The following is a 24,214-nucleotide window of genomic DNA, read 5'->3' as shown; positions in this document are numbered from 1 at the left end:
ATCACTCACCTCCAAGCAGAATCAGCCGCAGCTCTCTAGCACAGCCGGTGAAGAGCTCCCGAATTTTCGCCTTCTGCTCCTCGGTCAGCTTATCCACCGACTCAAACAGCTCCCTAAAGGCGGCCTTCAGTTCATCACCTCCAAGTTCAAGAAAGGCCTTGTAGGCGCGCATTCTGCGCTTCGCCTCCTCAAGCTCCTCCGCATGTCCCTTCAGGTACTTCCTACCCTTCTCCGTAATGACATAGGTTTTTCTGTCCCTCGCTCCCGTTTCTGCGACCTCGATGAGGCCGCTCCTCCTCAGGGAGGAGAGTATCGGATACACGGTTCCGGCGCTCAGCCTTATTCCGTAGAGCCTCTCCAGCTCAGACATTATCCCGTATCCGTGTTTTGGCTCGTGGAGAATGTCCAGCACGAGTATCTTCATATACCCCCTAAAGTTCGGACGTTCCATTTATCTCACCAAATATATCGGAAGATATATTGCTTAAAAAGATTGCGGTAGGGAATGCTTATTACCATCCTCCGCGATGATTCAGTGGTGGTGGCATGAGGCTCGTCCTGAGGCCGCTCTTCGAGGCCGAACTGCCGGCGGACTTCGAGGAAGTCATACGGAGCAAGCTCATGGGAATGGAGGTCAGAACCGGGGAGGATATTGAAGTGGACCTCCTTGGAAAGCCACTGCGCTTTAAGGTTCTCCTGGCCGAGCCTTCACCGCTGAAAGTTAAGGGGAGCACGAGGATAGAGTTCTCAACGGGGGGTGTAGAGATCATAGATTTTGAGTTCGATGAACCCGTTAGGGAAGTCGTCCCCTTCGAGGGTGGCTTCGTCGTTGTGCTCGAAAGGAAGGTTCTGATTCTGAACCATAATGGGCAAAAGATTTATAGCGATGAGTTCGACGACCTTAACAGAGTTAGGGTCTCCAAAGGAACAGTGGTGATAATCCATGGCGGAAACAAAATCAGGCTCGTTAAGCCTTGAAAAGTTCACCTTTAATGAAAGCTGGGAGGAGAAGAAAAAACGCGCGGAAAAAATCGTCGAGATTCTGATGAAAACACATCCGAGGGAGAAGCTCCTCATCGGCGACCCATACAGGACGCTGATACACTGCATAATCTCACAGCGCATGAGGGACGAGGTGACCTACAAGGTGTGGAGGGAGCTTTTCAGGAAATACGGGGATATTGAAAGGATAGCGAGAACGCCCGTCGAGGAGATGCAACGCTTTCTGAAAGAGAACGGCGTTGGGCTCTGGAAGACCAAGGGCGAGTGGATAGTGAAGGCCTCCCGGATAATACTCGAAAAATACGGCGGAAAGGTGCCGGACGACATCGGCGAGCTCATGAAGCTGCCCGGCATCGGGAGGAAGTGCGCCAACATAGTTTTAGCATACGGCTTCGGCAGGCAGGCGATTCCCGTTGACACCCACGTCAACAGGATAAGCAAGCGCCTCGGCCTCGCTCCGCCAAGGGTTGCCCCGGAGAAGGTGGAGGAGTACCTGGCGGAACTCATTCCTTATGAGAAATGGATATACGTGAACCACGCAATGGTTGACCACGGGAAGAGGATATGCAACCCGATAAGGCCTAAGTGCGACTCCTGCCCGTTGAGGGAGCTGTGCCCCTACGCAAAGGGTCTGGTAACTGATGCGGATATAAAGGGGAAGGCTCGGGGTTAGCACTCGTAGGGGCAGTTTTCAAACCCATACAGGCGATAAACCGCCGGGATCTCTATCTCAATCTTCCTCTTCTCCGATTTAAAGAATCCGGTTCTTGCGAGGTATTCGATTTCCAGCCTGAACCTCACCCTGGCCTCGATGGTCATTCCGTCACCACACCTCTTGACGTCGAGGGGAATCCGAGGGGTAAGGCCAAGGGGCTCGCCCCAGGTTGGCTTCAGCGCCTCGGCCCTGATGGCCTGCCAGATTTCGAGACCAGGCACGGGAGTCTCGGTCACCTCAAAACTGCCGTCTGGGGTTTTGAAGTACATGACCCCCACTTGGGTCGGGAATATCGGGTCCACCGAGACGTTGCTCACGTTCTCCACCACGAAAAGTACACGCCTTATAGCCACCGACTCATTCCTCGGCCTGAGATGGAGGACGAACTCACCCGATATCGGAAAATCGTCACAGCCCACGTTCCTCATGGCCACCGGAGAGTAAGAGAATACGATGAGGAGGTCGCTCCAGTTCCTGAACGAGTAAAAGCCCAGCAACTTCTCCCTGCCCAGAATGCACGAGAGGTTGCTCGCGTTTATGTTAAAGGTCCAGGTTGCTAGCGTGATCTCCTCCGTGTCTCCAGGTGAATAGAGGGTCCTTTCGTGTAGCCACACCATCGAGTAGGTCATCAGTACGGCAACCAAAAGTCCTGCAAGGAAAGCCTTATCCCTCCGCGTCGGCATCGAGATAAGAACCACAGAGAATAATAAAAAGCTTTCGAATTAAGAAGGTTATTCCTCTTCCTCCACTTCCTCACCGGCAAGCTTCCTCAGCCTGTCGAGGTCGGAGCCGACAGCTATAAGCACGTCGCCCTCCTGTATTGTGTCATTCCTGCCGGGGTTGTAGATGTACCGTGTTCCGCGCTTTATTGCCAGTATCCTCGTTCCAATCTTGCTCGGGAGCTTGAGCTGTTCGAGGGTCTTGCCGTGGAGGATGGAGCCCTTCCTGACGGTTACCCTGCCGAGCTCCTCTTCGGTGTCCTCCATTATCTTCCTGATTATCGGGTGGGGTTCAACGTCGCGGAGGACGAGGTCAGATATCTTGTATGCCGCGTCGCTTATCTGCTCGTTTATCTCTGCCATGTCTATCACACTAAGGAGCTTTTCGGGGTCGGCCTCCCTCTTGGCGAGCCTTAGGGCGAGCCTTTTGACCTTGAGTGTGAGCTCATCCATGCGTTCTTCGAGAAGGTAGACCTCCTCGGCTATGTCCTCGCTGTTGTACATGACGGACGAGAAGGCGAGGTCGACCATGAGGGATGAGAGGTCCTTCATCTCGATGAGGCACTCCCTGATTTTCTCAAGCTCACTCATTGCCCATCACCTTTATGTTGCCCCTGGCTACCTCCTTGAGGTAGTCTATCGAGGTGTTGGTACCCCTCCCGATGAGTATGTCGCCGGGGAATATCTTGAAGTCCCCGTCGGGGTCGAAGATCCACCTCTTGCCCCGCCTCACGGCTATTATCCACACGCCGGTGTTGGTTGCGAGATCGAGCTCCTCAAGAGTCCTGCCGACGAGCAGTGAGTCCGCCGAGACGTAGATTTTACCTATTATTTCCTCGCTGCCGAGGATGGCCTCAGTTATCACTGGGTGGAGCTCCACATCCTCAAGAACCATCTTCGCCAGGTCAGCGGCCGCGTTGGACATGTCGTCTATGGCGTGCGCCATGTGGAGGATGGACGTTATCTGCTCCGCCTCCTTGGGTTTCCTCGCCGCGAGAACCGCGTGAACCATGAGGTGGTAGTTGAGCAGGTCCAAGTACTCCTCAAGTTCAAGAACCTCCTCAGCGATTTCTTTCTCCTGAAAGAGCACTGAGGAGTACGCGAGGTCAACCATCAGCTCTGCGGTGTTCTTCATTTCAACAAAAATGTCCTTGACGTTTTTTGGAACCTCGATTTCGTCCCACACTTCCACCCAGCTCTCACCGATGGGAGAAGGATGGGAAATCTTATTTAGTTTTCGGCCTCGAAAAGTTTAATACCACCGGAGCGAACGTTTGTGGGGTGAATGGCATGGAGAGTGATGGCAGTGACGGTTCAGGAATTCATGGGGCGGGTGAAGCACGCCTACAGGGTTTCGCTGCCGTCGCTGGTCATTTCACTGGTCATAGGGTTCTTCGGCGGCACGTTTCTGGGTAAGTACCTGGACAAGATCAGCCGGGAGTATCCAGGGCTCCTGATAATCCTTCCGGGTATGATGGGCCTGCGCGGAAACGTCTTCGGCTCGATGGCGTCCCGCTTCTCCACGATGCTGTACCTCGGTGACCTTGAGCCGTCCCTGAGAGAGAAAAAGGTTCTGAAGAACATAGTTATCGCGATGATGCTCTCCCTGATTCCCGTGACCGTCCTGTGGGCCGTTGGCGTGATACAGGGGATAAGGTACCACGCCCTTGACATCCTCCTCATAGTCGTCAGTTCGACCATCCTGGTGTCAATCATCCTCGGCTACTTCACAGGCTTTGTGACGATATTCGCGTTCAGGAGGGACGTTGACCCGGACAGCATGGCCGCGCCCCTTGTGGCCTCTGTTGGAGACCTGCTGACTATACCTTCCCTCATATCCTTCATCCTCCTGATAGAGGCCTCGAGGAGGGCGTTCTGGCTTGGAAATGCGGCCCTGATTGCGGTGTTTCTCCTTCTGATCATGGTCTCCAGGGTGAGAAAGGCGGAGGTTCTGGAGTTCCGGGAGCTCTTCACGACTGTGACTGCCCTGGCCCTTCTTTCCCTGGTCTCTGGCTTCACCCTCCAGCGCTTCAGCGGACTTATAAGCGCCTCTGTACTCCTCGGGTTTGCGTACCCCTCTATCCTGAGCTCCTTCGGGAACTACGGCTCAATAATAGCGGCGAAGACTTCAACAGCGCTCCACCTCGGTGAGGTGGAGGGCTACCTCTCGAAGGAGCCGTTCATGGAGATGGCATCTCTCCTCCTGACTGCGCCCATCGTGGGCGTCCTGATAAACGTTTTCGGCGCTGTTATAGCGTACCTGGTAGCGGGCGTCCGAATCGGCCCCTTTTATCCGCTCGTTATTAGCTACCCCCTCATGGTGCTCTTTATAATGCTGTACTCCTACACGATCTCTTACTTCCTCTTCCAGAGGGACATAGACCCCGACAGCGTGGCCATCCCTCTCATCTCGAACAACAGCGATATATTCGGGACGATTTACGTCGTCATAATAGCGAAGATGATGGTGGGTTGATATGCTCGGCCTATCCATGACGGCGTACGGTGAGGGGAGCCTTAAGGGCTTTGAGCGGTGGGTGGAGCGGGCCAAGAGGCTCGGGTTCGATTTCATAGAAGTGGTGAGCGAGTGGCCCCACTACCTGACGGGGGAGACCGTGAACTCGTTCAGGGAGGTGGCGGACTCGTACGGGATGAAGATCACCGTCCATGCGCCCTTCAGCGACATCAACATCGCGTCCTTCAATGACAGGATAAGGAGGGCGTCTCTGGAAATAATACGTGAGACCGTCCGGCTCGCCGCAGAGCTCGATGCGGTGTCTGTTACAGTCCATCCCGGCCACTGCTCCCCGGTCAGTATCAGGAACAGGGAGAGGTACCTCGACATTCACAGGCGGTCCCTCCGGAGGGTAGCTGAATGGGGCGTGGAGTACGGTGTCGCCGTGGGCGTGGAGAACATGCCCCGCTTTCCGATACTGGACGCCCAGACCGCCGGAAGACTGCTTGAGCTGGTGGACGGGCTGGAGGTGGGCGTGACCTTTGACCTCGGCCACCTGAACACCGCGGGGGGCGGTTTTGATGGCTTTCTCCGGATGTTTCGGGACAGGATAGTGCACGTGCATCTCCACGACAACTCCGGAGCGGCTGACGAGCACCTGGCCCTCGGGGAGGGCACAGTGCCGTGGGGAGAGGTTCTTCCCAAGCTGTCCGGTGTGGCTATGGCCCTGGAGGTCAGGTCGGTGGAATCTGCCAGGAAAAGCCTCGAATTTTTGAAAAACTTACACTGGTGAACTTTTCAGTCCATTGGCGTCCAGTTTTTACAAAACGCAACTCTTTTATACATCCGGAATGAACTTTCTGCGAGAAACAGTTTCTGGCGGAGGGATACCAATGGCGGAAAGGATAGTGGAGGAAATGAGGCCTTTTTTTAACCCCAAGGCGGTCGCTATCATCGGTGCAACCAACAAAAAGGGTAAGGTCGGGAACGTCATCTTTGAGAACTTCAGGATGAACAGGGAGCGCGGGATCTTCAAGGGCAACATCTACCCTGTGAACCCCAAGCTCGACGAGATTGACGGTTATAGGGTCTACAAGAGCGTTGAGGAGCTCCCTGAGGACACTGATCTGGCGGTCATCTCGATTCCGGCCCCGTTCGTTCCAGATACAATGAGGCAGATAGCGAAGAAGGGAATAAAGTCCGTCATCATCATCACCGGTGGCTTCGGTGAGCTCGGTGAGGAAGGGAAGAAGCTGGAGCGCGAGATACTTGAGATAGCGAGGGAGAACGGCATAAGGGTCATCGGTCCCAACTGCGTCGGTGTTTACGTCCCTGACACCGGCGTTGACACCGTCTTCCTGCCGGAGAACAAGATGGACAGGCCCAAGAGCGGGCCGATAGCCTTCGTCAGCCAGAGCGGTGCCTTTGCAGCTGCGATGCTCGACTGGGCAGCGATGGCAGACATCGGGATAGGCAAGATGGTCAGCTATGGCAACAAGCTCGACGTTGACGACGCAGATCTCATGGATTACTTCATCCACGACGACTCGATAAAAGTCGTCACATTCTACATTGAGGGCGTCAAGGACGGGAGGAAGTTCATAGAGGCCGCCAGGAGGATAACCCTGGTCAAGCCGGTCATAGCCCTCAAGAGCGGAAGGACGGAGTACGGCGCTAAGGCCGCATCGAGCCACACCGGTTCACTCGCTGGGGCGGACACGATTTACGACGCCGTCTTCAAGCAGACCGGAATAATCCGCGCCGAGGACTTCGAGCACATGTTCGACCTCGCCAAGGCCTTTGCCGCCCTCAAGGACAAGCTGCCGAGGGGTGACAGGATAGGAATAATCACCGACGGTGGCGGCGCTGGCGTCATGGCGAGTGACGCTGTTGCCAAGTTCGGACTCAAAATGGCCGATCTCAGCGAGGATACCATCAAGTTCCTCAGGGAGAACTTCCCGCCGCACGCGGTTCCTGGCAACCCGACCGACGTTGTCGGCGACACCGACGCCGAGAGGTACAGGATAGCCATCGAGGGCTTCGTGAACGACCCGAACGTTGATGCAATCCTCGTCATAGTCCTCTTCCAGGTTCCGCTCCTTGAAGAGGAGAAGATTATCGACATCCTCGCCGAGTACCAGAAGAAGAGCGACAAGCCGATAGTTGCCGTCGCCATGGGCGGCAAGAAGACCGATCACTACGCCCGCATCCTTGAGGAGAGGGGCGTTCCCGTTTACCCGACCCCTGAAAGGGGTGTCCGCGCTTTGGCGGGCCTCGTCAGGTATGCTGAATACCTCAGGAGGGGCGCCTAGCCCCTTAACTTTTCGGTGGTGGTACCATGAAGGAGGAAGCCCTCAAAGTTATTAAGGAAGTTCTGGCCTCTGGGAGGACGGCCCTTGTGGAGTACGAGGCAAAGCAGGTTCTCAGAGCGTACGGCCTCCCGGTTCCGGAGGAGAAGCTCGCAAAGACGCTTGATGAAGCCCTCCGGTACGCCGAGGAGATCGGCTACCCTGTTGCAATGAAGCTCATGTCGCCGCAGATTCTCCACAAGAGCGACGCCAAGGTGGTTCTCCTCAACATAAAGACACCGGAAGAGCTCAAGGAGAAGTGGGAGCTTATCCACGAGAACGCGCGCAAATACCGCCCAGACGCCGAGATACTCGGTGTCCTCATAGCCCCGATGCTCAAGGTCGGCAGGGAGGTAATCATCGGAGTTACGGAAGACCCGCAGTTTGGACATGCACTTATGTTCGGCCTCGGCGGCATCTTCGTCGAAGTTCTCAAGGACGTTACCTTCCGCATAATTCCGATAACCGAGCGCGACGCCAGGAAGATGATTCAGGAGATAAAGAGCTACCCGATTTTAGCGGGAGCGCGCGGTGAGGAGCCGGCGGACATAGACGCGATAGTGAACCTCCTCCTCAAGGTCAGCGAGCTCGTTGACGACCTCAGGGACTACATCAAGGAGATGGATCTCAACCCCGTCTTCGTGTACAACGAGGGCGAGGGAGCCGTCATAGTCGACGCAAGGATAATCGTAAAGGCGCCCCAGTGAGGGCTTTTCTCTTTTCACCTTCATCTGAAAAAGAAGCACCGGCCGGGCCGGCTACCTGGGGAGGTAATCACCGGCGGCGGCCTGTAGGTATTTTACGAGGTCCTCAGCTTCTACGGAGAACCTTTTTCCGTAGTTCTTCATGTACGGGGATTTTATGACCTCCAAGATCAGCCTTGCGTCCTGGAACTCCAGCCGGAACACCCTGGTTGCCAGCTCCCTTATGTCTTCCAGGGTGCTCTCACCCAGGAGATCCTTGTTGACGAAAGTCACCTTTATCTTGTCCTCCGCCCCGAGGGAGGAGGCGCCTGTCGTGCGGCACACTGTTGATGCCGGGAGGTCGGATCTGACGTTTATCATCTTCTCAATGCCCAGCGTTACTATCAGCTTCAATCCGGGGATACTGGCCAGTGTGTTCTCGTACTCCCTGCTCCAGACGGGGGCGGGTTTCAGTATGCTTATCCTCTTGATGACGTTTCCAACGGGTAGCGTTCCTCCGAACTTGATGACAGGCAGACTGTCCATCCAGTCTGTCCGGATTCCGAGTATCCTCAGGTGGGCGCGGATTACGTGGAGCTGGTCCAGGACGTCGTTGACAACGACCTTCACTCCCCCTTCTGCCATCATGAGGGGCAGTGAAACCGCCAGGTGAACCGGGTCGCGAGAGGTGTACTCCACGACGACGGCCTCCCCCGGTTCGATGCCCCTGATGCTCTCAACGGCTTCAGGCACGCTTCTCTTTATGACCAAATCACTCACCTCCCGATGCCAGGCGCTCCCGGAGCGTGCACGGATCGAGCTGAACCTCCGCCTTGTACTCTTCGAAGTATATGGACTTAACAACCCTTATCGTGAGCTTGCCGCACTCTGCCCTAGTTTCTAGCACGCGGGTTGATATCTCCTCGGCCTCTTTCAGTCCCCTGCTGCAGACCCTCTTTCGGTTTATGAAGACCACGCCCCTGGTGTAGGGGTTCCCGACGAGGGGGCGGATAAGGCCCGCGAAGAACTCCTCCATCTTAGGGGGATCCCTCTCAAGCAGCTGGAGCAGTTCAGAGGTTCCAACGACGATCCGTATGAACGGGATGTCACCGAACTCCTCGCGTATCCTCTTGAGTGCGTTCATGAACTGCCTTTTGAATACTGCAATCTCGGCCGTCTCCTCCACCTTTGAGAACACCCTGCCGGTGTCAACTTTCCCCCCGACCTTGAGAACAGGAATTTCATCGATGGGAGACGTGTCAATCCCGGCGAACCTGAGCTGGCTCTTCATGACATGGAGACCGTCGAGGATGTCCACCACGATGAGGGGCACGTTCCTGCTTCTCGCGTACTCTGTGATGATTTGAAAGAGCAGATACACGGGCTCCCTAGAGGTGTACTCGACAAGGACGAGCTCCCCCGGCCGTATCATGTCAGCGTAATCGAACACAAGGCTCTCAATGAGTTCATGCATCTTCAACCCCCCATGGCATTTTCGATATTCAACCTTAAAACCGTTCTGTTGGCCAAAATAACCCTGAATCTACGTCAGGGTTAACCGTTCTCCCTTTCAGTCCCCTCTTCCGGGCCGGCGGCTTCCTTTATGTAGTCCAGGATGTCGTGCAGTATGAAGAAGTTCACCGCTGTATCCACCGCAGAGTAGAGGTTCCCTGCGATGAGGAAAAGCAGGGCGAGGAAGAAGCTTGCCCCGGAATAGATGAGCGCCGCCTTGATGGCCGTCCTGTTTTCCCTTCTGACCCCGTAGGCCAGGACGAGGCTCAGCAGGGCGAAGGTAAGGTACACCGCTGAGCTCCAGGAGTAGGCGTAGTAGAGGAGCATGAGCCCGTTTATGGAAAGAAGGAAGGTGGCGAGCCGGAGGGGCTTCATGGCATCACATCCCCAGGTAGCTCTCAAAGACCTCCACGTATTTAAACCCGTCGTCCGGGAAGACCAGGACGTAGGTACCCTCTCCAAACTCTCCAGAGACCTCCTCGTAGGCCTTTACAACTGCCCCTGAGCTCAGACCTATGAGCAGGCCGTCGCTCCTGGCGACACGGACGGCGCCCTCCACGGCCTCCTTCCTCGTTACCTCCACGACCCTGTCCACCTCGACCTCAAAGTACCACTTGGGCCTCGTCTCAAGGCGCTTGATTCCGGGGATCTTCTCGCCCTTCGCAGGGACAACGCCGACTACCTTGGTGTCGTAGCGCTCCTTGAAGTACTTGGCGAGCCCGGCTATGTGTCCGGACGTCCCTATGCCGGCTATGATGATGTCGGGGGTTCTGCCTATGCTCTTCAGCTGCTCGTCTATCTCCCTTGCAGTGAAGCGGTAGTGGGCGTCGAAGTTGTCGTCGTTTTCGAACTGGTTCAGGTTCACGGCTCCTGCCTTCCTGGCCTCTTCCTGGACGTAGCGAACCATAGAGGGGTCTATTGTCTCAAACTCGGTCATGACGACCTCTGCACCAAGAACCCTCAGGAGAACCTGCGTCGCTTTGGGCGTCGGTTTGGGCAGGTACGCCCTGAACTTCACCCCAAAGACGTTGCTGAGTGCCGCCATAGAGATGCCCACATTGCCGGACGTGGCTTCAAAAAGGGCCGTGCCGTTGATGTCCCCGCGCTCTTGGGCCTTCATAAGCATGTTAAAAACAGCTCTGTCCTTGATGCTCCTGCTGAAGGGGTTAAAGAACTCTAGCTTGGCAAAATACATCCCCCCTCTCGGCCGAGAGCCTGACCAGGGGGGTCGGCTTGTACCTCTCGTAAAGCTCCAGGGTGCTGTTAAACACATTCATTTGCAATCACCGGGTTGGGCTCGGTGGAAGACCTTAAAAGCTTTCCGTAAACGAACAGTTATACACAAAAGTGAGTACTCCAGGAATCAGAGAAGGCCTTCCTCCGCCAGTTTTGCCTTTATCCTCAGGAACTCCCCTAAAGAGCCTCTGACCACCGGATGCCTCGGTACGAAGGGACAGGGCTCCTCTGGCTCGATGCTCACCTCAAACGTCCCTATCTCCTTCGCGATCCTCACTATCTCCTCCTTGTCCATCCCTATGAGCGGCCTCATGACTGGTAGATCACTGGCGGAGCTTATTATCATCAGGTTGTCGAGGGTCTGGCTGGCGACTTGACCGAGGGAGTCGCCGGTTACTATAGCCCTTGCGCCTATCTCACGGCCAACCCTGCACGCCCTCCGCACCATCGTCCACTTGCAGAAGAGGCATGTCCATTTGGCCTTTCCAATCTCGGCCAGCTTTGAAAAGACCGGCGCCTGCTCCTCGTAGGCGTCAACTATTACCGGCTCGTTGAGTTTCCCGTAGCGCTTAAGAATCTCATAGAGCTCAATTGCCTTGGATTCCTTTCTGGAGCTCTGCCTGAAGTGGACCGGTGTTACCTCCAGCCCCTTTCTGAGCATGAGGTATACCGCGACCGGTGAGTCGATGCCAGAACTGAGGAGTGCGACGGCCTTCATGGTTGGGGAAACGGGGGAGAATATATGAAGCTTTTCTCAACTTAAGGTTGGGAACGGAGCTGGAGCATCCCCACGTAGACGAACCACGCCAGTATCGTGGAAGCCCCTACAAGCTCCGGGATCGCCAGCCCTTTGAAAACTCTCGCCTTAACGAGGTATAGCATCAGGCCGAACGTAAAGACGGCCAGGATGGACCAGATGTAGCCGACAGAGGCACCCGAACGGCCGAGTTTTATTCCGATGATGGCTATGTCCGCCAGTGCGAGGACGTAGAAGAGTACTGCTGACGGTGCATGGGGCGCGTACTCCTCCGGGAAGACTCCCACGAGGAACAGGAATACCATCGCGAGCGGCATCAGGTAGCTCAGGCCGTTTCTAAAGGCACCGGCCGCCGCGATAAAGCCCACGGCCGCGAAGGCCATCAGGAAGCCGTTGAAGTAGTAGTTTACCGGGTTCCTTATCGAACCCATGTCGCTGAGGGCGTTCCCCGTGAAGGAGAACCACGGGTTCCGGCTCATCACCAGCAGCAGACCCATCACGAATATCAGAGGCAGGGCGAGAGACAGGCGTGCGGAGAGCTTAGTGAGGTCCATTTTATCACCTCAGCACTCTTTTTTTCTTGGCTCCTCCCCAAAGATGGCTCTGTAGAGCTTCCGGAATTCCTCCCAGGAGCCCCTTATGACGGGGTGCTTGGGGATGAAGGGTATCTCGTCTTCGGGGAGAGTTGACAGCTCAAATGTGCCTATCTTTTTCGCTATTCCCACTATCTCCTCTTTGTCCATGCCGATGAGCGGCCTGTAAATCGGTAAATCGCTCGCCTGGCTGACGATGTACATGTTCTCAAGCGTCTGGCTGGCGACCTGGCCGAGGGAGTCGCCCATGACTATCCCCTTCGCCCCAAACTCCCTCGCAATCCTGTCAGCGTTCCTCACCATCATGTACTTGCAGAAGACGCAGGTATACTTGTCTTTCTTCAGCTCCTTGAGCTTTTGAATAATTCTCTCGCGCTCCTTGGGCTTAACCACTATCAGCTCGCCCTTTCCGCCGTAGTGGTACTTCTTGAGCTGGTTCCATATCCTGCGCACTTTCTCAAGGGTCTGCTCGCCCATGTAGATGTGGACTGGGATGACCTCAACGCCCCTCTTCATCATGAGGAAAGCCGCCACCGGCGAGTCTATGCCGCCGCTGAGCAGTGCGACCACTTTTCCCTGCGTCCCTATCGGCAGGCCTCCCCAGGCCCTCACCTTGTCCACGTAAATGTAGGCCTTTCCCTCCATCAACTCGACACCGACCTCGATGTCGTACTCGTGCAGGTCAACCCTGCTTTCCTCGTTCTCAAGGATGTATTCCCCGACCTTCGCCTGTATCTCAGGGCTCTTGAGCGGGAACTCCTTGGTTATCCTTCTCGCGGTAACGCGGAAGCTAGGCTTTTCGAGGCCAAGCTCGCGCTTCTTCTTCCTGAAGAGCTTGAGGGCGGTTTTGTTTATTTTCTCCATTTCGGCCTCGACTTCCATTGCGGGCGAGAGGGAGACTATTCCGAAAACCCTCGTGAGGACTTCAACGGCTTCATTTGCCTTGTTAGTCCTGACGAGAACGCGGCCGTGTTTGGCCTCGACCTTCTTGAACCCGATCTCCTCGCTAACCAGAGCCTCACGGATGTTGTTCATGAGGATGTTCTCGAACCATCTCCGCGTCTGTCTGGACTTCGTACCTATCTCGCCGTAGCGGACTATAACGACGTTCATGCTCTCACCCCGGCATATGGGGGAACTTTATTACTATCTCCACGTACTTCTGGATGCCCTCGTAGAGGAGCAGCGAGGCGATGTAAGAGGACAGCAGGATCAGCTCGTTCATCTCGAAGATGTGCGCCGCTATGGCCTTCGCCCTGGGGGTGGCGTTCACGATCGTGCTCATGTACCTCCTCTTCAGGGTGTTGTTTATCTGGATCGATGCCACGAGCAGGAGGATGCCCGCCAGCCCCCAGGTCTGGCCGAGGGCAAGCATCAGGAAGAGCGTTGAGGCCACAATGATCCAGCCGCCAATGACCCCCAGCAGGATAACGAACTCTATCATCTTTCCACCAAATAAGATGGGGCGGGAAAAATAAAAACGTTTAGATGAACCGGGTTACATCTTCGAGGCCTTTCCGCCTCTTCCGCGGCTTCACCTCGCCCCTCGGATATCCGACGGGAATCAGGCCCACCAGGTAGTAGTTTTCGTCGAGGCCCGCGAGCTCGCGAACCTCTTCCTCTATGTCCTCAAAGTTCGTGACCCCGATATAGACCGTCCCGAGGCCGAGCTCCACTGCCTTCAGCATGAGGTTCTGGATCGCCATGGCAGCGCTCTCGACGCTCCAGAGGAACTCCAGCTCGTCGAACTCCTCCCCCTTAAGGAAGCGGACGCGCCTGTCAATGAAGACTGCTATGTAAACAGGGGCCCTGAACATCCCGTCCCTGTAAATCCTTTCCCTGAGCTTTTCTATCTTCTCCTCCGGCAGGTTGACGGCCCGGTAGTACGCCTCCATGCCCTCCCCTATGAGACGGTATATCTTGTCCCTTGCCTCATCGCTCCGAAAAACCACAAAAAGCCAGTTCTCAAGCCCGCTTGCCGTCGGCGCCCGCATGGCGGCCTCTATAAGGGCCCGGACATGCTCGTCCGGAACCTGCCTGTCGAGGAAATGCCTTACGGACGTTCTGTTCATTATGGCATCGTCCAGCTCCACACCATCACCCCCGTGGGCAGTTTTTTCCGCGGGTTAATCAGCCTTTCCGAAACCAAAGGTTTAAGAGAACTCCGGAGTAGTTCAAGGGAGGTGGGAATATGTACGGATGGAGGGGCAGGCTCGGTCTTATCGTGCCCTCATCAAACACGACCATGGAGATGGAGCTCCACTCGGTTCTCCCGGACGGTGTTTCCCTGCATACGGCCAGGGTTCCGCTTAAAAATGTCAGCGAGGACGAACTGATAAAGATGAACTCCCTCGCCGTTGAAGCGGCAAGGCTTCTGGCGGACGCCGGGGTGGAGCTTATACTCTACGGCTGCACCAGCGGCTCCTTCATAGGTGGGAAGGACTACGAGAGGGAGCTTGAGGCGAGGATAGAGGACGAGGTCAACGTGCCCGTCGTGAGCACCAGCACGGCTGTGGTTGAGGCCCTCAAGGTTCTCGATGCTAGGGATATACTCGTGATAACCCCCTATACGGAGGAGATAAACCTCCGTGAGAAGGAGTTCTTGGAGGCCCATGACTTCAACGTCCTTGACATAAGGGGGCTGGGTATAGAGGACAACACCCAGATTGGAAAGCTTGAGCCCCACGAGGCCTACCGCTTGGCCAAGGCCAGCTTCATGGACGAGGCAGATGCGATATTCATAAGCTGTACGAACCTGCGGACGTTTGAGATAATAGAGCCCCTTGAGGACGACCTCGGCATCCCCGTCGTCACGAGCAACCAGGCCTCTCTGTGGCTGGCCCTGCGCGAGATGGACGTGATGGAGAGGATACCCGAGCTCGGCAGGCTCTTCGTGGAGTTCTGAGCCTGTAGGCGCTTTCTGGTACAACTTTTTTTGGCTTCTTTCCCCGCGGGAGACGAAACCCTTTTAAGAACTGCACCACATCTCCAAATGTTAGTCACTGAGGGTGATACATATGGGGCTCCTGGACGAGGCGAGAAAGCTTTCGGTGTACACCGCTTACAACACCAACGTTGATGCCATAACTTACCTGAAGGGAGAGACGGTTCAGAGGCTCATAGACGAGTTTGGAGCCGAAGCAGTGGAGGGGAGAATGGAAGACTATCCTAGAGAGATAAACGAGCCCCTAGACTTCGTTGCCCGCCTAGTCCACGCCCTCAAAACGGGCAAGCCTATGGCGGTTCCCCTCGTCAACGAGGAGCTTCACGAATGGTTCGACTCCCACTTCGAATACGACGTCGAGAGAATGGGCGGCCAGGCGGGCATAATCGCGAACCTCCTCGCGAACCTGGACTTCAACCGTGTGATAGTTTACACTCCCCACCTTGCCAAAAAGCAGGCCCTCATGTTCGTGGACAGGCCAAATCTCTTCTATCCCGTCGTCGAGGGCGGGAGGTTGACCTTCAGGCACCCGCGCGAGGCCTACCGCGAGGGGGACCCGGTAAAGGTCAACAGGATATTCGAGTTCCGCGCCGGAACGACATTCAAGCTTGGAAGCGAGACTGTAACCGTCCCCTTCTCGGGCAGGTTCATCGTTTCGGCGAGATTCGAGAGCATAAGAATCTACACCGAGCCAGAGCTGAAGCCGTTCCTCCCGGAGATAGGCGAGGCCGTTGACGGTGCCATCCTCTCGGGCTACCAGGGGATAAAGCTCCGCTATTCCGACGGGAGGGATGCGAACCACTACCTGAAGGAAGCCAAGAAGGACATTCTCCTCCTCAAGCGCGAGAGGGATGTCAAGGTTCACCTTGAGTTTGCCTCGATCCAGAACCGTGAGCTCAGAAAGAAAGTCATCTACAACCTCTTCCCGCTCGTTGACAGCGTGGGAATGGACGAGGCGGAGATAGCGCACGTCCTCAACGCCCTCGGCTACTCAAAACTCGCGGAGAGGATATTCACCTACAACCGCATAGAGGACACTGTCCTCGGCGGCAAGATTCTGGTGGACGAGATGAACCTTGAGGTGCTCCAGATACACACCATCTACTACATCATGTACATCACCCACGCCGACAACCCCCTGAGTGAGGGGGAGCTGAGACAGAGCCTTGAGCTGGCAACGACACTGGCAGCCACCAGGGCCTCTCTTGGTGAGATAAAGAGCCCTGCGGATGTACGGGTGGGCACGGGCGTCCCCTACAATGAGCGCGGTGAGTACGTCAAGCTGCGCTTCGAAGAGGCCAAGAGGCGCCTGAGAACCAGGGAGTACAAGATAGTCATAATACCGACGAGGCTCGTCAAAAACCCCGTCTCGACGGTCGGCCTCGGCGACACAATTTCGGCGGGAGCTTTCACGAGCTACCTGGCGATGCTGAAGAAGAAGGGCGCGCTGTGATTTTCACCCCCTTATTTCCCATTAAACCGGACTATTCCATCAGCCCCTCTATGAGTTTCGCCTTCTCCTGGGCCTTCCGCAGATGTTCAACTGTAACCTTCGTGTATATCTGGGTCGTCGAGAGGTTTGAGTGGCCGAGCAGCTCCTGGATGGCCCTTATGTCCACACCGTTTTCGAGCATGTGAGTCGCGAAGCTGTGGCGGAGCTTGTGGGGCGTAACCTCGACACCGGCTTTCTGTCCATACTTTTTGAGGAGGTGCCAGACAGTCTTCGGCGAGAGCCTGTCCTTGTTCCTCCTGCGGTCCTCTACGATGAGGTACTCGCTCCCGTCGTTTCTGCCTTCGAGGTACTCCCTTATCGCTCTGCCCAGAAAAGCTGGAATCGGGACGACCCTGTCCTTCGCCCCTTTGCCTCCCCTAACCACTATCAGGTTTCTATCTAGGTCAACATCGCTCTTCTTGAGGTTGCACAGTTCACTGACGCGTAATCCAGCGCCGTAGAGGAGGAGAACGATGAGCCTGTCGCGCTTCCTCGTCGGGGGGATAACTGAGAGGAGCCTCTTGACCTCCTCCCTAGTTAGGGCCTTCGGCAGACTGCGCGGAACTTTGGGAGGTTTGAGCCTCTCCGCCTCCTCATCGTGGCCCTCGAAGCGGAAGTATGCCCTCAGGGCCTGGACTACCAGGTTTAGACTCCTGTTTGAGTAGCCTTCCCTTCTAAGGCGGGCCAGAAATCTCAAAGCGGAGCGGGCGTTTAAGCTCCCGCCCCCCTCCAGATAGCGCCTGACGTAGTATGAGTACATCCTGATCGTGTTTGGGCTTTTTCCCTCCAGGTCGAGGTACGTCTCGAACTCCTCGATGATATCCCCTACTTCACTCATCTCCGATACCCTTGAGAAGCCTCTCTATCTCGTCCGGATTGACCTCCGGGTTCTCAACTATGTTGCCTCCGGGCTCTTCGGTCTCCTGGGCTTCTGGTTTCGAGCCCTCCTGACGTTTCTTTGTCCCCTCATCGAGCTCCTCTCTGATGGCCAGGCTGAGGTAGACCGTCTTGAGGAGCTCGTCTATGAGTTCCCCTTCCTCGGCAAAGATGTATCCCTGCCCCACTATCACCCTTCCGGTCAGCCCGAGCTTCTCGACGGCTGTGGCCAGTATCCTTTCGTCCGGGACGGGCTCCGCCGGGAAGAGTCCCTTCCATGCGTCTTCAATCTTCACGGGCCTGCTCTTCCTCTCAAGGAGCTCCTTCAGCCCCTCATTTTCGTTCCGGATGCGGACGTACTCCGCCTGGAGTTCCTCGTACTTTCTCCTCAGCTCCTCGTGCTCCCTGTAGAGCTCTTCATACTCCTGGGCCAGGGTGTCGTGCTTCCCTTTGACGTCCAGCAGCTGCTTTCTCAGTTCCATGTATCCGGGCAACACCTGGAGGCTCTTCAGCCCCGCCCTTACGAGGGTGTTCTTCAGCTCCTTCCTCACGAGCTCGACGTCTACGTGTTCCAGATCGTGGCCGAGGGGGAGCTTCATCCTCTCAACGTGGCCGACCATCTCACCGAGCTCGCTGAACAGCCTTTCGGCAAGGTCCCGCCCGACCCTGTCGGCGTCCGTCGCTATGATGAGCAGGTCTGCGCCGGCCGCGGCGCTCTTCGCTATTTCCACGTTGGTCGTCGGGATTATCGCGGATATCGTTATGTTGTACTCGCTTCCAAGGGCAAGCCCCTGGAGGGCCTTGCTTACGACCTCGACGTCGCTCGCGCCTTCAACAAGGATCCTGACGTCTACTATGGCCATTCCCATCACCTCACGGGGTCGTTACCCCCTGTGGAACTAGGGCGGCTTCTTTAAAAATCCTCCTCCAGCTCGATGTACAGGCTCGGCCTTTCAAGAACGATCCTCCCGTCGGGAAGGAGGGCCAGGCTCAGTGCGTGGATTTCAACGCCGGCCTTTTGAGCCTCAGCAAGCAGTCTCGCTATCTCCGGGTCACCCTGAGAATACGGTCTAAACCTCTCGACGCCGGGCATCGCACCTATGAAGAATATCATGGCCCTTTCCCCGGCTTTTGAAAGCTCTATGAGCTCCCTTATGTGCCTTCGCCCCCTTACGCTGGGGCAGTCCGGGTACATGGCGTACTCCCCGCGCTCTCCACCCCTAAGCACGGCACTCTTCATCTCGGCGTAGATTTTTCCACCTGGGCACCCAAAAAGGTAGTCCAGGCGAGATTTCCCAACGGTTACTTCCTTCCTCTCTATCCTGCAGTCCCTGAGCCAGGGTACCAGACCGAGTTCGACGGCCCTCTCAAAGGCCCTCGCCTGGGTTCTCGTGTCTATTATGGCGCCCCTGCCCCCGAGGTCTTCAAAGGCCACCAGCACGAAGTCCGTCTTTCCACCCCTCTTCGGGGTGCAGAAGGCCCTCCTCCCGGGAACCATGAACTCCTCCAGGCGTCCTGTGTTGGTTACGAGTGCTTTTCTGGTCTCGCCGTTCACATCCACGAGGGCAACGAAGCGGTTGAGCCTCTCGATGAAGGTGCACGGGACGACGTTGAGCTTGAGCAGTGCTGACTTTGTCATGGAGGGTGTTGGAAACAGAATCTTTTAACGTTTTCAGGGCATCTGAAGTCCCGGGTTCACCTAAAACCTTAAATATTCTTCACCGGACATTCAGATGGAAATCTGAACGGAAGGTGATGGGAATGGTTGACTTTGAACTGCTGAAGAGGATTGTAGAGGCGCCGGGCGTCACCGGCTACGAGTTTCTGGGAATCAGGGACGTTGTCATTGAGGCTTTCAAGCCACACGTCGATGAAATCAGGGTGGACAAGCTCGGCAACGTCATAGCCCACAAGAAAGGCAAGGGCCCGAAGGTCATGCTCGCGGGCCACATGGACCAGATAGGCCTCATGGTCACCCACATCGAGAAGAACGGGTTCCTCCGCGTCGCCCCCGTGGGAGGCGTTGACCCGAGGACGCTTATAGCCCAGAGGTTTAAAGTCTGGGTCGGCCCGAACGAGTACATCTACGGCGTCGGCGGAAGCGTCCCGCCGCACATCCAGAAGCCGGAGCAGAGGAACAAGGCCCCGACCTGGGATCAGGTCTTCATCGACGTCGGTGCAGAGAGCAAGGAGGAAGCCGAGGAGATGGGCGTCAAGATAGGCACCGTCATCACCTGGGACGGAAGGCTTGAGCGCCTCGGCAAGCACCGCCTCGTCAGCATCGCCCACGACGACAGGATAGCCGTTTACATCCTCGTCGAGGCGGCGAGACAGCTGGCCGAGACCGACGCGGATGTCTACTTTGTCGCCACCGTCCAGGAGGAGGTCGGGCTCAGGGGGGCGAAGGTCTCAGCCTTCGGCATCGACCCGGACTACGGCTTCGCCCTTGACGTTACCATCGCCGCCGACGTTCCGGGAACGCCGGAGCACAAGCAGATAAGCCAGCTCGGAAAGGGCGTCGCCATAAAGATTATGGACCGCTCCGTCATCTGCCACCCGACCATCGTCCGCTGGATGGAGGAGATTGCCAAGAAGCACGAGATTCCCTACCAGTGGGACATCCTCCTCGGCGGCGGAACCGACGCGGGAGCTATACACCTCAACAAGGCCGGCGTCCCGACGGGCGGCATAAGCATCCCGGCGCGCTACATCCACTCGAACACGGAAGTCGTTGACGAGCGCGACGTTGACGCTGCTGTGAAGCTGACCGTCAAGGTTCTCGAGGAGATTCCGGAGCTTAGGCTCTGATTTTTCTTCTCTTGTCCTGTTCTCTTGGTGCCCTCCGGGGCGCCAACTTTAAAAATCCATGAAAGGTACTTCTTGGGGAAGAGTGTACAAGGGTGCGCTTCATGGAGTCGAGGACGGCAGAGGTGCCATTTCGGGCCGGCTGGGAGGCGCTCATAGGCGTTGCGGCGAAGCCGGAGAACATGTTCCCTGCACTCCCCTACAGGGCAGAGTTCACTAAATCGGGCAAAAAAGTGCTGATCCGGCTTTCTTTCAGGAAGTTTCTCACCAGGTTTGAGTTTGAGGGTGTCCTGGAGTCCGCCTCCAATGAGCCCCACGTAACCTACATCATGAAAGGCCGGCGGGGGCTGCTTATATTCTCATTCGCCGCTTATGAAGGCAGCCTCTCCGCTAGGGTCTCCGCGGACATCCCCGGCGAGAGGGGCCTGGGCAAGAAGCTGAAGTTCCTTGCGGAGAACTCGGCGCTTGCGGTCTCGAGGATGGCCGAGAGCCACCATCTAGTAGCGCCCAGGGCCTTCGGTTCCCAAAAGGACTTCATAATACGGAACTTCAGCCCCTTACTTCTGCCCCACACGGTGAGGTACGTCCGTTTTAACCTCGGCAGGCCGACTTTCAGGATAATCGGAGAAAACGGGGGCGAGAGGTTCACCGTCCAGGTCGAGGACGACATTGTGAAGAGGGTTGAGTACGAATCCGCCTCCGGAAGTTCAATAATAGAGGTCGAGAAAAGGGTGCTGGACGTTGACGGGGACGACTTTGGTGGGATAGATGTGAGCGGGGAGTACGTGATAAAGGTCATGGGATGAGGCTTTCTTCGTTCTCTGAAGGGGGTTTTTGGTTAGCAAGCGCATCCCCCGCCTCCGTGTCCGTCAAAGGCGCGGAGCCTGAACCCCCCGAAACGGCTGGGACTGTGGATTCGGAAACGGCATGGTCTTTCTTCTCAAACTCCTTTTCGAGCCTGGACCACTCGTACCAGAAGAACAGGGCCCCGAGGACTATTCCCGCAACAATGAAAGGGGACTTGGACGGCAGCGGAAGCCCGCGGTGCCAGGTGTATAGGAGATAGTTCTGGTACAGGAAAAGGTAGCCGAGCCATCCAACTAGAACAGCCTCTGCAATGTACTCGATGAGTCTCTGATCTCTCTTTTCCACCTTTTTCACCTGGGGAAAAGTTAAAAGCGAGCAGTTAAAACTCTTTCCCATGAGCGAACTCAGCGGTACAGCGGACTACTTTCCCTACGACCACCTCCGGCCGAACCAGAGGGAGTTCATAGACCTGGTATCGGAAGTGGTGAGGAACGGGGAGAACGCCATAATCGAGGCCCCGACGGGCTTTGGAAAGACCGTTAGTGTCCTTGCGGGGGTGCTCCCCCACGCGAAGGAGATGGGCTACAAGGTGCTCTACCTCGCGAGGACGCACAGGCAGATGGACCGCGTTATAGAGGAGCTCAAGGTGATAAGCAGGAAAAGCCCCGTCTCAGGCGTCGAGCTGAGGAGCAGGAGGGAACTGTGCCTCCACAACTACCTCACGCAGTTCACGAGCGATGCCTACACGGCGATGGTCGTCTGCAAGAACCTCAAGAAGCTCGGTAAGTGCGAGTTCTACGAGAATGAGAAGAAGAAAAAGGCGGAGTTTGATGAACTCATCATGTTCTTCCTTGAGAGCCCGAGCCATCCGGCTGAGGTGCTGAGCCACGCAGAGACGCTTGAGCTGTGCCCCTACGATCTGACGAAGAGGATGGCCGAGAAGGCCGACGTTATAGTGGCCAGCTACCTCTACCTGCTCAACCCTACCATAAGGGAGAACTTCATGAGTTCGATAGACGCCGACTATTCTGACCTGATAGTCGTTTTCGACGAGGCCCACAATTTGCCGGACCAGGCCATTTCTGCCCTGAGCGACAGGATAAGCATCCATACGGTGAATCGGGCAATAAAGGAGGCCGACGAGTACCGTGAGCATGAGATAGCCAACTTCCTCAGCATCTTCGGGCGCGGACTGGAGATCCTCTACGAGGAGAAGCTCAAGGACAGGGAGGTTCAGGAGACCCCCATCCAGCCGGAGCTCGTCTTTGCGCACGTTACCGACATCCTGAGCCTTGATACCAGGGGGCTGGTCAGGATTCTCAACGACATGGTGGCAGTTGGGGATTCAATCAGGGAGGACAGGATAGAGAAGGGCAAGCCGCCGCGCTCTTACATTGGGCGCGTTGGCGAGTTTCTGCTCCTCTGGCTGTCCCTCATTGGGAGGGAGGATTACCTCTTCCTGATGAGCAGGGACAAAGGGCTGAGCCTTGAGCTGGTTGCTTTAGACCCCTCCAAAGCATTGGGCTTCATCAGAAACGTCCAGGGCGCGATCTTCATGTCCGGGACGCTGACTCCCCTTGAGGCCTTCCGCGACGTCATGGGCATCGAGAACGCCCGACTGAAGAAGTTTCCGCGCATGGTGAAGCGCGAGAACGCGCAGGTTTTAGTTGCCAGAGACGTCTCCACCAGGGGGGAGGAGCGCTCCCTCCAGGTTTATAGGAAGATGGTTGACTACATAGTCGAGGCCGCAAAGATGATCCCCAAGAACGTGGGGGTCTTTGCAGCGTCTTATGAGGTTCTGCAGGGCCTCCTCTCGGCCAACCTTCAGGTACGCCTTGAGGAGGCTGGGAAGGCGATATTCATAGAGAAGCAGGGTGTCTCATCTGCGGAGAATGACGCCATGATAGCCAGGTTCAAGGCCCACGCGAAGGCCAACGGTGCTGTTCTGCTCGGCGTCATGGGTGGAAGAAACAGCGAGGGACAGGACTACAGCGGTGACGAGATGAATGGGGTCATATTAGTGGGGATACCCTACGCGAGGCCAACACCGAGGGTTCAGGCTCAGGTAAGATACTTCGAGAGGAAGTTTCCCGGAAAGGGTAGGTACTACGGATACTATCTGCCGGCCCACAGGAAGCTGGTTCAGGCCGCGGGAAGGGTGCACCGCTCTGCGGAGGAGAGGGGGTCTATAATAGTCCTCGACTACCGCCTGCTCTGGGGTTCGATAAAGAAGGATCTGCCGGACTGGATGCGCGAGACGATGAGACCTGTTGACATCGCGAGGATGAGGCTCTACCTGAGGCGGTTCTGGGGGAACGGGCGCTGAACCACGTTTTTAGGGAAGGTTCTACTTTCTAAACCAGTTATCTCCTAAGAAACACACCAGAAACCAGCGACTTGAGAAGGGGCTACAAATTTTTGATCAAACTTTTGTCCAGCAAAAGTTTGTGTTGGTGCGGTGGCCGGGATTTGAACCCGGGTTACCGGCTTGGGAGGCCGGTGTCCTAGACCAGGCTAGACTACCACCGCGCTGTCCAGCCCGTAATATAAGGCATCCTCGGACTTTAAAAGTTTTATCCTTCCTTTCTCCCCACAATAAGCCTTACAATCCCGTGGTAGCGGCTCTCCTCATGCTCGACCTTGAAGTACTTCCCCACCAGTCTGTGGGTTTCCCGGAGGGTGTTGTCCTCTATTAGCCACCCGAGGAGAAGGTCAAGGGGCTTGAGGAAGAGCCAGTTGATCAGCCTGCAGTCGCTTTTTGTGTGTTCGAGGAATACCGCCCTCCCGCCCGGCCTCAGGACGCGATGGATTTCTTTCATCGCCTTCTCCGGGTTCGGGACCGTGCAGAACACGAAGGTCGAGACGACCGTGTCGAAGCTCCCGTTCGGGAATTCAAGGTTCTCGGCGTCCATGACGTAGAAGTGGGCGTTCAGGCCGAGTTCCTTAGCCTTTTTCTTGGCAGCCTCCACCATCTCCGGGACTGCATCAACCGCGTGAAGTTCAATGGTCTTTGGATAGTAGGGGAGCATCAAGCCCGTCCCCACACCGACCTCCAAAACCTTTCCGGAAACAAAGGCGGCCGCTTTCCTTCTCAGGGGGTCGAAGAACCTCTCAAGCGGCCCGTCTATGCGCTCGTACCTCTCGCCGAGCCTCGCGTACTTCTCCCGGAAGCCCATGACCTCGAATTTTAATCAGTGGTTAAAACCCTTGCTGGACAGAAACGGGGAGTCGGCAGGCTTTTAAGGCCGGACCCTAAAGCTCCCCCGGTGA

General features: G+C 56.2%; 29 protein-coding genes and 1 tRNA gene. 11 read left to right on the top strand and 19 right to left on the bottom strand.

Annotation, left to right across the window (positions count from 1 at the left end):
* Position 1: 1 nt before the first annotated feature.
* Entirely contained in the window at positions 2–451 is a 450-nt protein-coding gene (locus tag E3E36_RS04745) for a PadR family transcriptional regulator (RefSeq protein WP_167894169.1), read from the bottom strand.
* A 95-nt stretch (positions 452–546) separates the two neighbouring features.
* Between E3E36_RS04745 and E3E36_RS04740 the strand changes: the two genes are divergently transcribed.
* Positions 547–978: an ATPase gene (locus tag E3E36_RS04740; protein WP_167894168.1), complete on the top strand. Its 432-nt coding sequence runs from the start codon at positions 547–549 to the stop codon at positions 976–978.
* On the top strand, positions 944–1,675 hold the full coding sequence (nth, locus tag E3E36_RS04735) for an endonuclease III (RefSeq protein ID WP_167894167.1): 732 nt from the start codon (positions 944–946) through the stop codon (positions 1,673–1,675). The genes E3E36_RS04740 and nth overlap by 35 nt, the downstream gene beginning before the upstream one ends.
* Here the strand turns inward: nth and E3E36_RS04730 are convergent.
* The 3 genes from E3E36_RS04730 to E3E36_RS04720 are packed head-to-tail and all read right to left on the bottom strand — an operon-like array spanning position 1,672 to position 3,628.
* Entirely contained in the window at positions 1,672–2,400 is a 729-nt protein-coding gene (locus E3E36_RS04730) for a hypothetical protein (RefSeq protein WP_167894166.1), read from the bottom strand. The genes nth and E3E36_RS04730 overlap by 4 nt on opposite strands.
* A gap of 48 nt (positions 2,401–2,448) precedes the next feature.
* Complete coding sequence (locus E3E36_RS04725; RefSeq protein WP_167894165.1) at positions 2,449–3,027, bottom strand: potassium channel family protein; 579 nt, start codon at positions 3,025–3,027, stop codon at positions 2,449–2,451.
* Entirely contained in the window at positions 3,020–3,628 is a 609-nt protein-coding gene (locus E3E36_RS04720; RefSeq protein ID WP_167894164.1) for a potassium channel family protein, read from the bottom strand. Before E3E36_RS04720 ends, E3E36_RS04725 begins: the two co-directional genes overlap by 8 nt.
* A 93-nt stretch (positions 3,629–3,721) precedes the next feature.
* Between E3E36_RS04720 and E3E36_RS04715 the strand changes: the two genes are divergently transcribed.
* From E3E36_RS04715 to E3E36_RS04700, 4 genes are all read left to right on the top strand, one after another.
* Positions 3,722–4,912 (top strand): magnesium transporter, encoded by a 1,191-nt coding sequence (locus E3E36_RS04715; RefSeq protein ID WP_240911766.1) that lies wholly within the window; start codon positions 3,722–3,724, stop codon positions 4,910–4,912.
* A gap of 1 nt (position 4,913) precedes the next feature.
* The gene (locus tag E3E36_RS04710; RefSeq protein ID WP_167894163.1) at positions 4,914–5,684 is read left to right on the top strand and encodes a sugar phosphate isomerase/epimerase; all 771 of its coding nucleotides are present in this window, start codon (positions 4,914–4,916) and stop codon (positions 5,682–5,684) included.
* 100 nt (positions 5,685–5,784) lie between these two features.
* Complete coding sequence (locus E3E36_RS04705) at positions 5,785–7,203, top strand: acetate--CoA ligase family protein (protein WP_167894162.1); 1,419 nt, start codon at positions 5,785–5,787, stop codon at positions 7,201–7,203.
* A gap of 26 nt (positions 7,204–7,229) precedes the next feature.
* Positions 7,230–7,946: an acetate--CoA ligase family protein gene (locus tag E3E36_RS04700; RefSeq protein WP_167894161.1), complete on the top strand. Its 717-nt coding sequence runs from the start codon at positions 7,230–7,232 to the stop codon at positions 7,944–7,946.
* 51 nt (positions 7,947–7,997) lie between these two features.
* Here E3E36_RS04700 and E3E36_RS04695 read toward each other — a convergent pair whose 3' ends face one another.
* From E3E36_RS04695 to E3E36_RS04655, 9 genes are all read right to left on the bottom strand, one after another.
* On the bottom strand, positions 7,998–8,693 hold the full coding sequence (locus E3E36_RS04695) for a DUF257 family protein (protein WP_167894160.1): 696 nt from the start codon (positions 8,691–8,693) through the stop codon (positions 7,998–8,000).
* 1 nt (position 8,694) lies between these two features.
* A complete protein-coding gene (locus E3E36_RS04690; RefSeq protein WP_167894159.1) occupies positions 8,695–9,396 on the bottom strand; it encodes a DUF257 family protein in 702 nt (233 codons plus the stop codon).
* Positions 9,397–9,476: 80 nt separating this feature from the next.
* Positions 9,477–9,809, bottom strand: coding sequence for a hypothetical protein (locus tag E3E36_RS04685; protein ID WP_167894158.1), 333 nt, complete (start codon positions 9,807–9,809; stop codon positions 9,477–9,479).
* 4 nt (positions 9,810–9,813) lie between these two features.
* Positions 9,814–10,629: a cysteine synthase family protein gene (locus E3E36_RS04680; protein ID WP_167894157.1), complete on the bottom strand. Its 816-nt coding sequence runs from the start codon at positions 10,627–10,629 to the stop codon at positions 9,814–9,816.
* Positions 10,630–10,797: 168 nt separating this feature from the next.
* Positions 10,798–11,388: a 7-cyano-7-deazaguanine synthase gene (locus E3E36_RS04675; RefSeq protein WP_167894156.1), complete on the bottom strand. Its 591-nt coding sequence runs from the start codon at positions 11,386–11,388 to the stop codon at positions 10,798–10,800.
* A 41-nt stretch (positions 11,389–11,429) separates the two neighbouring features.
* A complete protein-coding gene (locus E3E36_RS04670; protein WP_167894155.1) occupies positions 11,430–11,981 on the bottom strand; it encodes a DUF998 domain-containing protein in 552 nt (183 codons plus the stop codon).
* Between the two features lie 9 nt (positions 11,982–11,990).
* Positions 11,991–13,133: a tRNA uracil 4-sulfurtransferase ThiI gene (gene thiI, locus E3E36_RS04665; protein WP_167894154.1), complete on the bottom strand. Its 1,143-nt coding sequence runs from the start codon at positions 13,131–13,133 to the stop codon at positions 11,991–11,993.
* Between the two features lie 4 nt (positions 13,134–13,137).
* The gene (locus E3E36_RS04660) at positions 13,138–13,464 is read right to left on the bottom strand and encodes a hypothetical protein (protein ID WP_167894153.1); all 327 of its coding nucleotides are present in this window, start codon (positions 13,462–13,464) and stop codon (positions 13,138–13,140) included.
* Between the two features lie 40 nt (positions 13,465–13,504).
* On the bottom strand, positions 13,505–14,113 hold the full coding sequence (locus E3E36_RS04655; protein WP_167894152.1) for a nitroreductase family protein: 609 nt from the start codon (positions 14,111–14,113) through the stop codon (positions 13,505–13,507).
* A 98-nt stretch (positions 14,114–14,211) separates the two neighbouring features.
* On the opposite strand from E3E36_RS04655, the gene E3E36_RS04650 reads away from it, so the two are divergent.
* Together E3E36_RS04650 and pfkC are read left to right on the top strand one after the other, a co-directional pair.
* Positions 14,212–14,925 carry an aspartate/glutamate racemase family protein gene (locus E3E36_RS04650; protein ID WP_167894151.1) on the top strand — a complete coding sequence of 238 codons (714 nt, stop codon included), beginning with the start codon at positions 14,212–14,214 and terminating at the stop codon, positions 14,923–14,925.
* A gap of 112 nt (positions 14,926–15,037) precedes the next feature.
* Positions 15,038–16,417 (top strand): ADP-specific phosphofructokinase, encoded by a 1,380-nt coding sequence (gene pfkC, locus E3E36_RS04645; protein WP_206203474.1) that lies wholly within the window; start codon positions 15,038–15,040, stop codon positions 16,415–16,417.
* Between the two features lie 31 nt (positions 16,418–16,448).
* Here the strand turns inward: pfkC and xerA are convergent, their stop codons facing one another.
* The 3 genes from xerA to sfsA are packed head-to-tail and all read right to left on the bottom strand — an operon-like array spanning position 16,449 to position 18,971.
* A complete protein-coding gene (xerA, locus tag E3E36_RS04640; protein ID WP_167894150.1) occupies positions 16,449–17,294 on the bottom strand; it encodes a site-specific tyrosine recombinase/integron integrase in 846 nt (281 codons plus the stop codon).
* Positions 17,287–18,195 (bottom strand): toprim domain-containing protein, encoded by a 909-nt coding sequence (locus E3E36_RS04635; protein WP_167894785.1) that lies wholly within the window; start codon positions 18,193–18,195, stop codon positions 17,287–17,289. The genes xerA and E3E36_RS04635 overlap by 8 nt, the downstream gene beginning before the upstream one ends.
* Before the next feature lie 50 nt (positions 18,196–18,245).
* Positions 18,246–18,971: a DNA/RNA nuclease SfsA gene (sfsA, locus tag E3E36_RS04630; RefSeq protein ID WP_167894149.1), complete on the bottom strand. Its 726-nt coding sequence runs from the start codon at positions 18,969–18,971 to the stop codon at positions 18,246–18,248.
* A 122-nt stretch (positions 18,972–19,093) separates the two neighbouring features.
* Here sfsA and E3E36_RS04625 point away from each other — a divergent pair, with 122 nt between their 5' ends.
* Together E3E36_RS04625 and E3E36_RS04620 are read left to right on the top strand one after the other, a co-directional pair.
* The gene (locus E3E36_RS04625; RefSeq protein ID WP_167894784.1) at positions 19,094–20,140 is read left to right on the top strand and encodes a M42 family metallopeptidase; all 1,047 of its coding nucleotides are present in this window, start codon (positions 19,094–19,096) and stop codon (positions 20,138–20,140) included.
* Positions 20,141–20,241: 101 nt separating this feature from the next.
* Positions 20,242–20,943 (top strand): hypothetical protein, encoded by a 702-nt coding sequence (locus E3E36_RS04620; RefSeq protein WP_167894148.1) that lies wholly within the window; start codon positions 20,242–20,244, stop codon positions 20,941–20,943.
* Here E3E36_RS04620 and E3E36_RS04615 read toward each other — a convergent pair.
* The gene (locus E3E36_RS04615) at positions 20,933–21,289 is read right to left on the bottom strand and encodes a hypothetical protein (RefSeq protein ID WP_167893434.1); all 357 of its coding nucleotides are present in this window, start codon (positions 21,287–21,289) and stop codon (positions 20,933–20,935) included. The genes E3E36_RS04620 and E3E36_RS04615 overlap by 11 nt on opposite strands.
* A 49-nt stretch (positions 21,290–21,338) precedes the next feature.
* Here E3E36_RS04615 and E3E36_RS04610 point away from each other — a divergent pair, with 49 nt between their 5' ends.
* Positions 21,339–23,270: a helicase C-terminal domain-containing protein gene (locus E3E36_RS04610; protein WP_167894147.1), complete on the top strand. Its 1,932-nt coding sequence runs from the start codon at positions 21,339–21,341 to the stop codon at positions 23,268–23,270.
* Between the two features lie 125 nt (positions 23,271–23,395).
* On the opposite strand, the gene E3E36_RS04605 is transcribed toward E3E36_RS04610, so the two are convergent.
* A tRNA-Gly gene (locus E3E36_RS04605) sits at positions 23,396–23,473 on the bottom strand.
* 44 nt (positions 23,474–23,517) lie between these two features.
* A complete protein-coding gene (locus E3E36_RS04600; protein WP_167894146.1) occupies positions 23,518–24,120 on the bottom strand; it encodes a class I SAM-dependent methyltransferase in 603 nt (200 codons plus the stop codon).
* Positions 24,121–24,214 lie beyond the last annotated feature (94 nt).

This window comes from Thermococcus sp. M36, from assembly GCF_012027355.1.
GTDB lineage: Archaea > Methanobacteriota_B > Thermococci > Thermococcales > Thermococcaceae > Thermococcus.
This window is presented reverse-complemented; position numbering and strand designations above follow the sequence as displayed.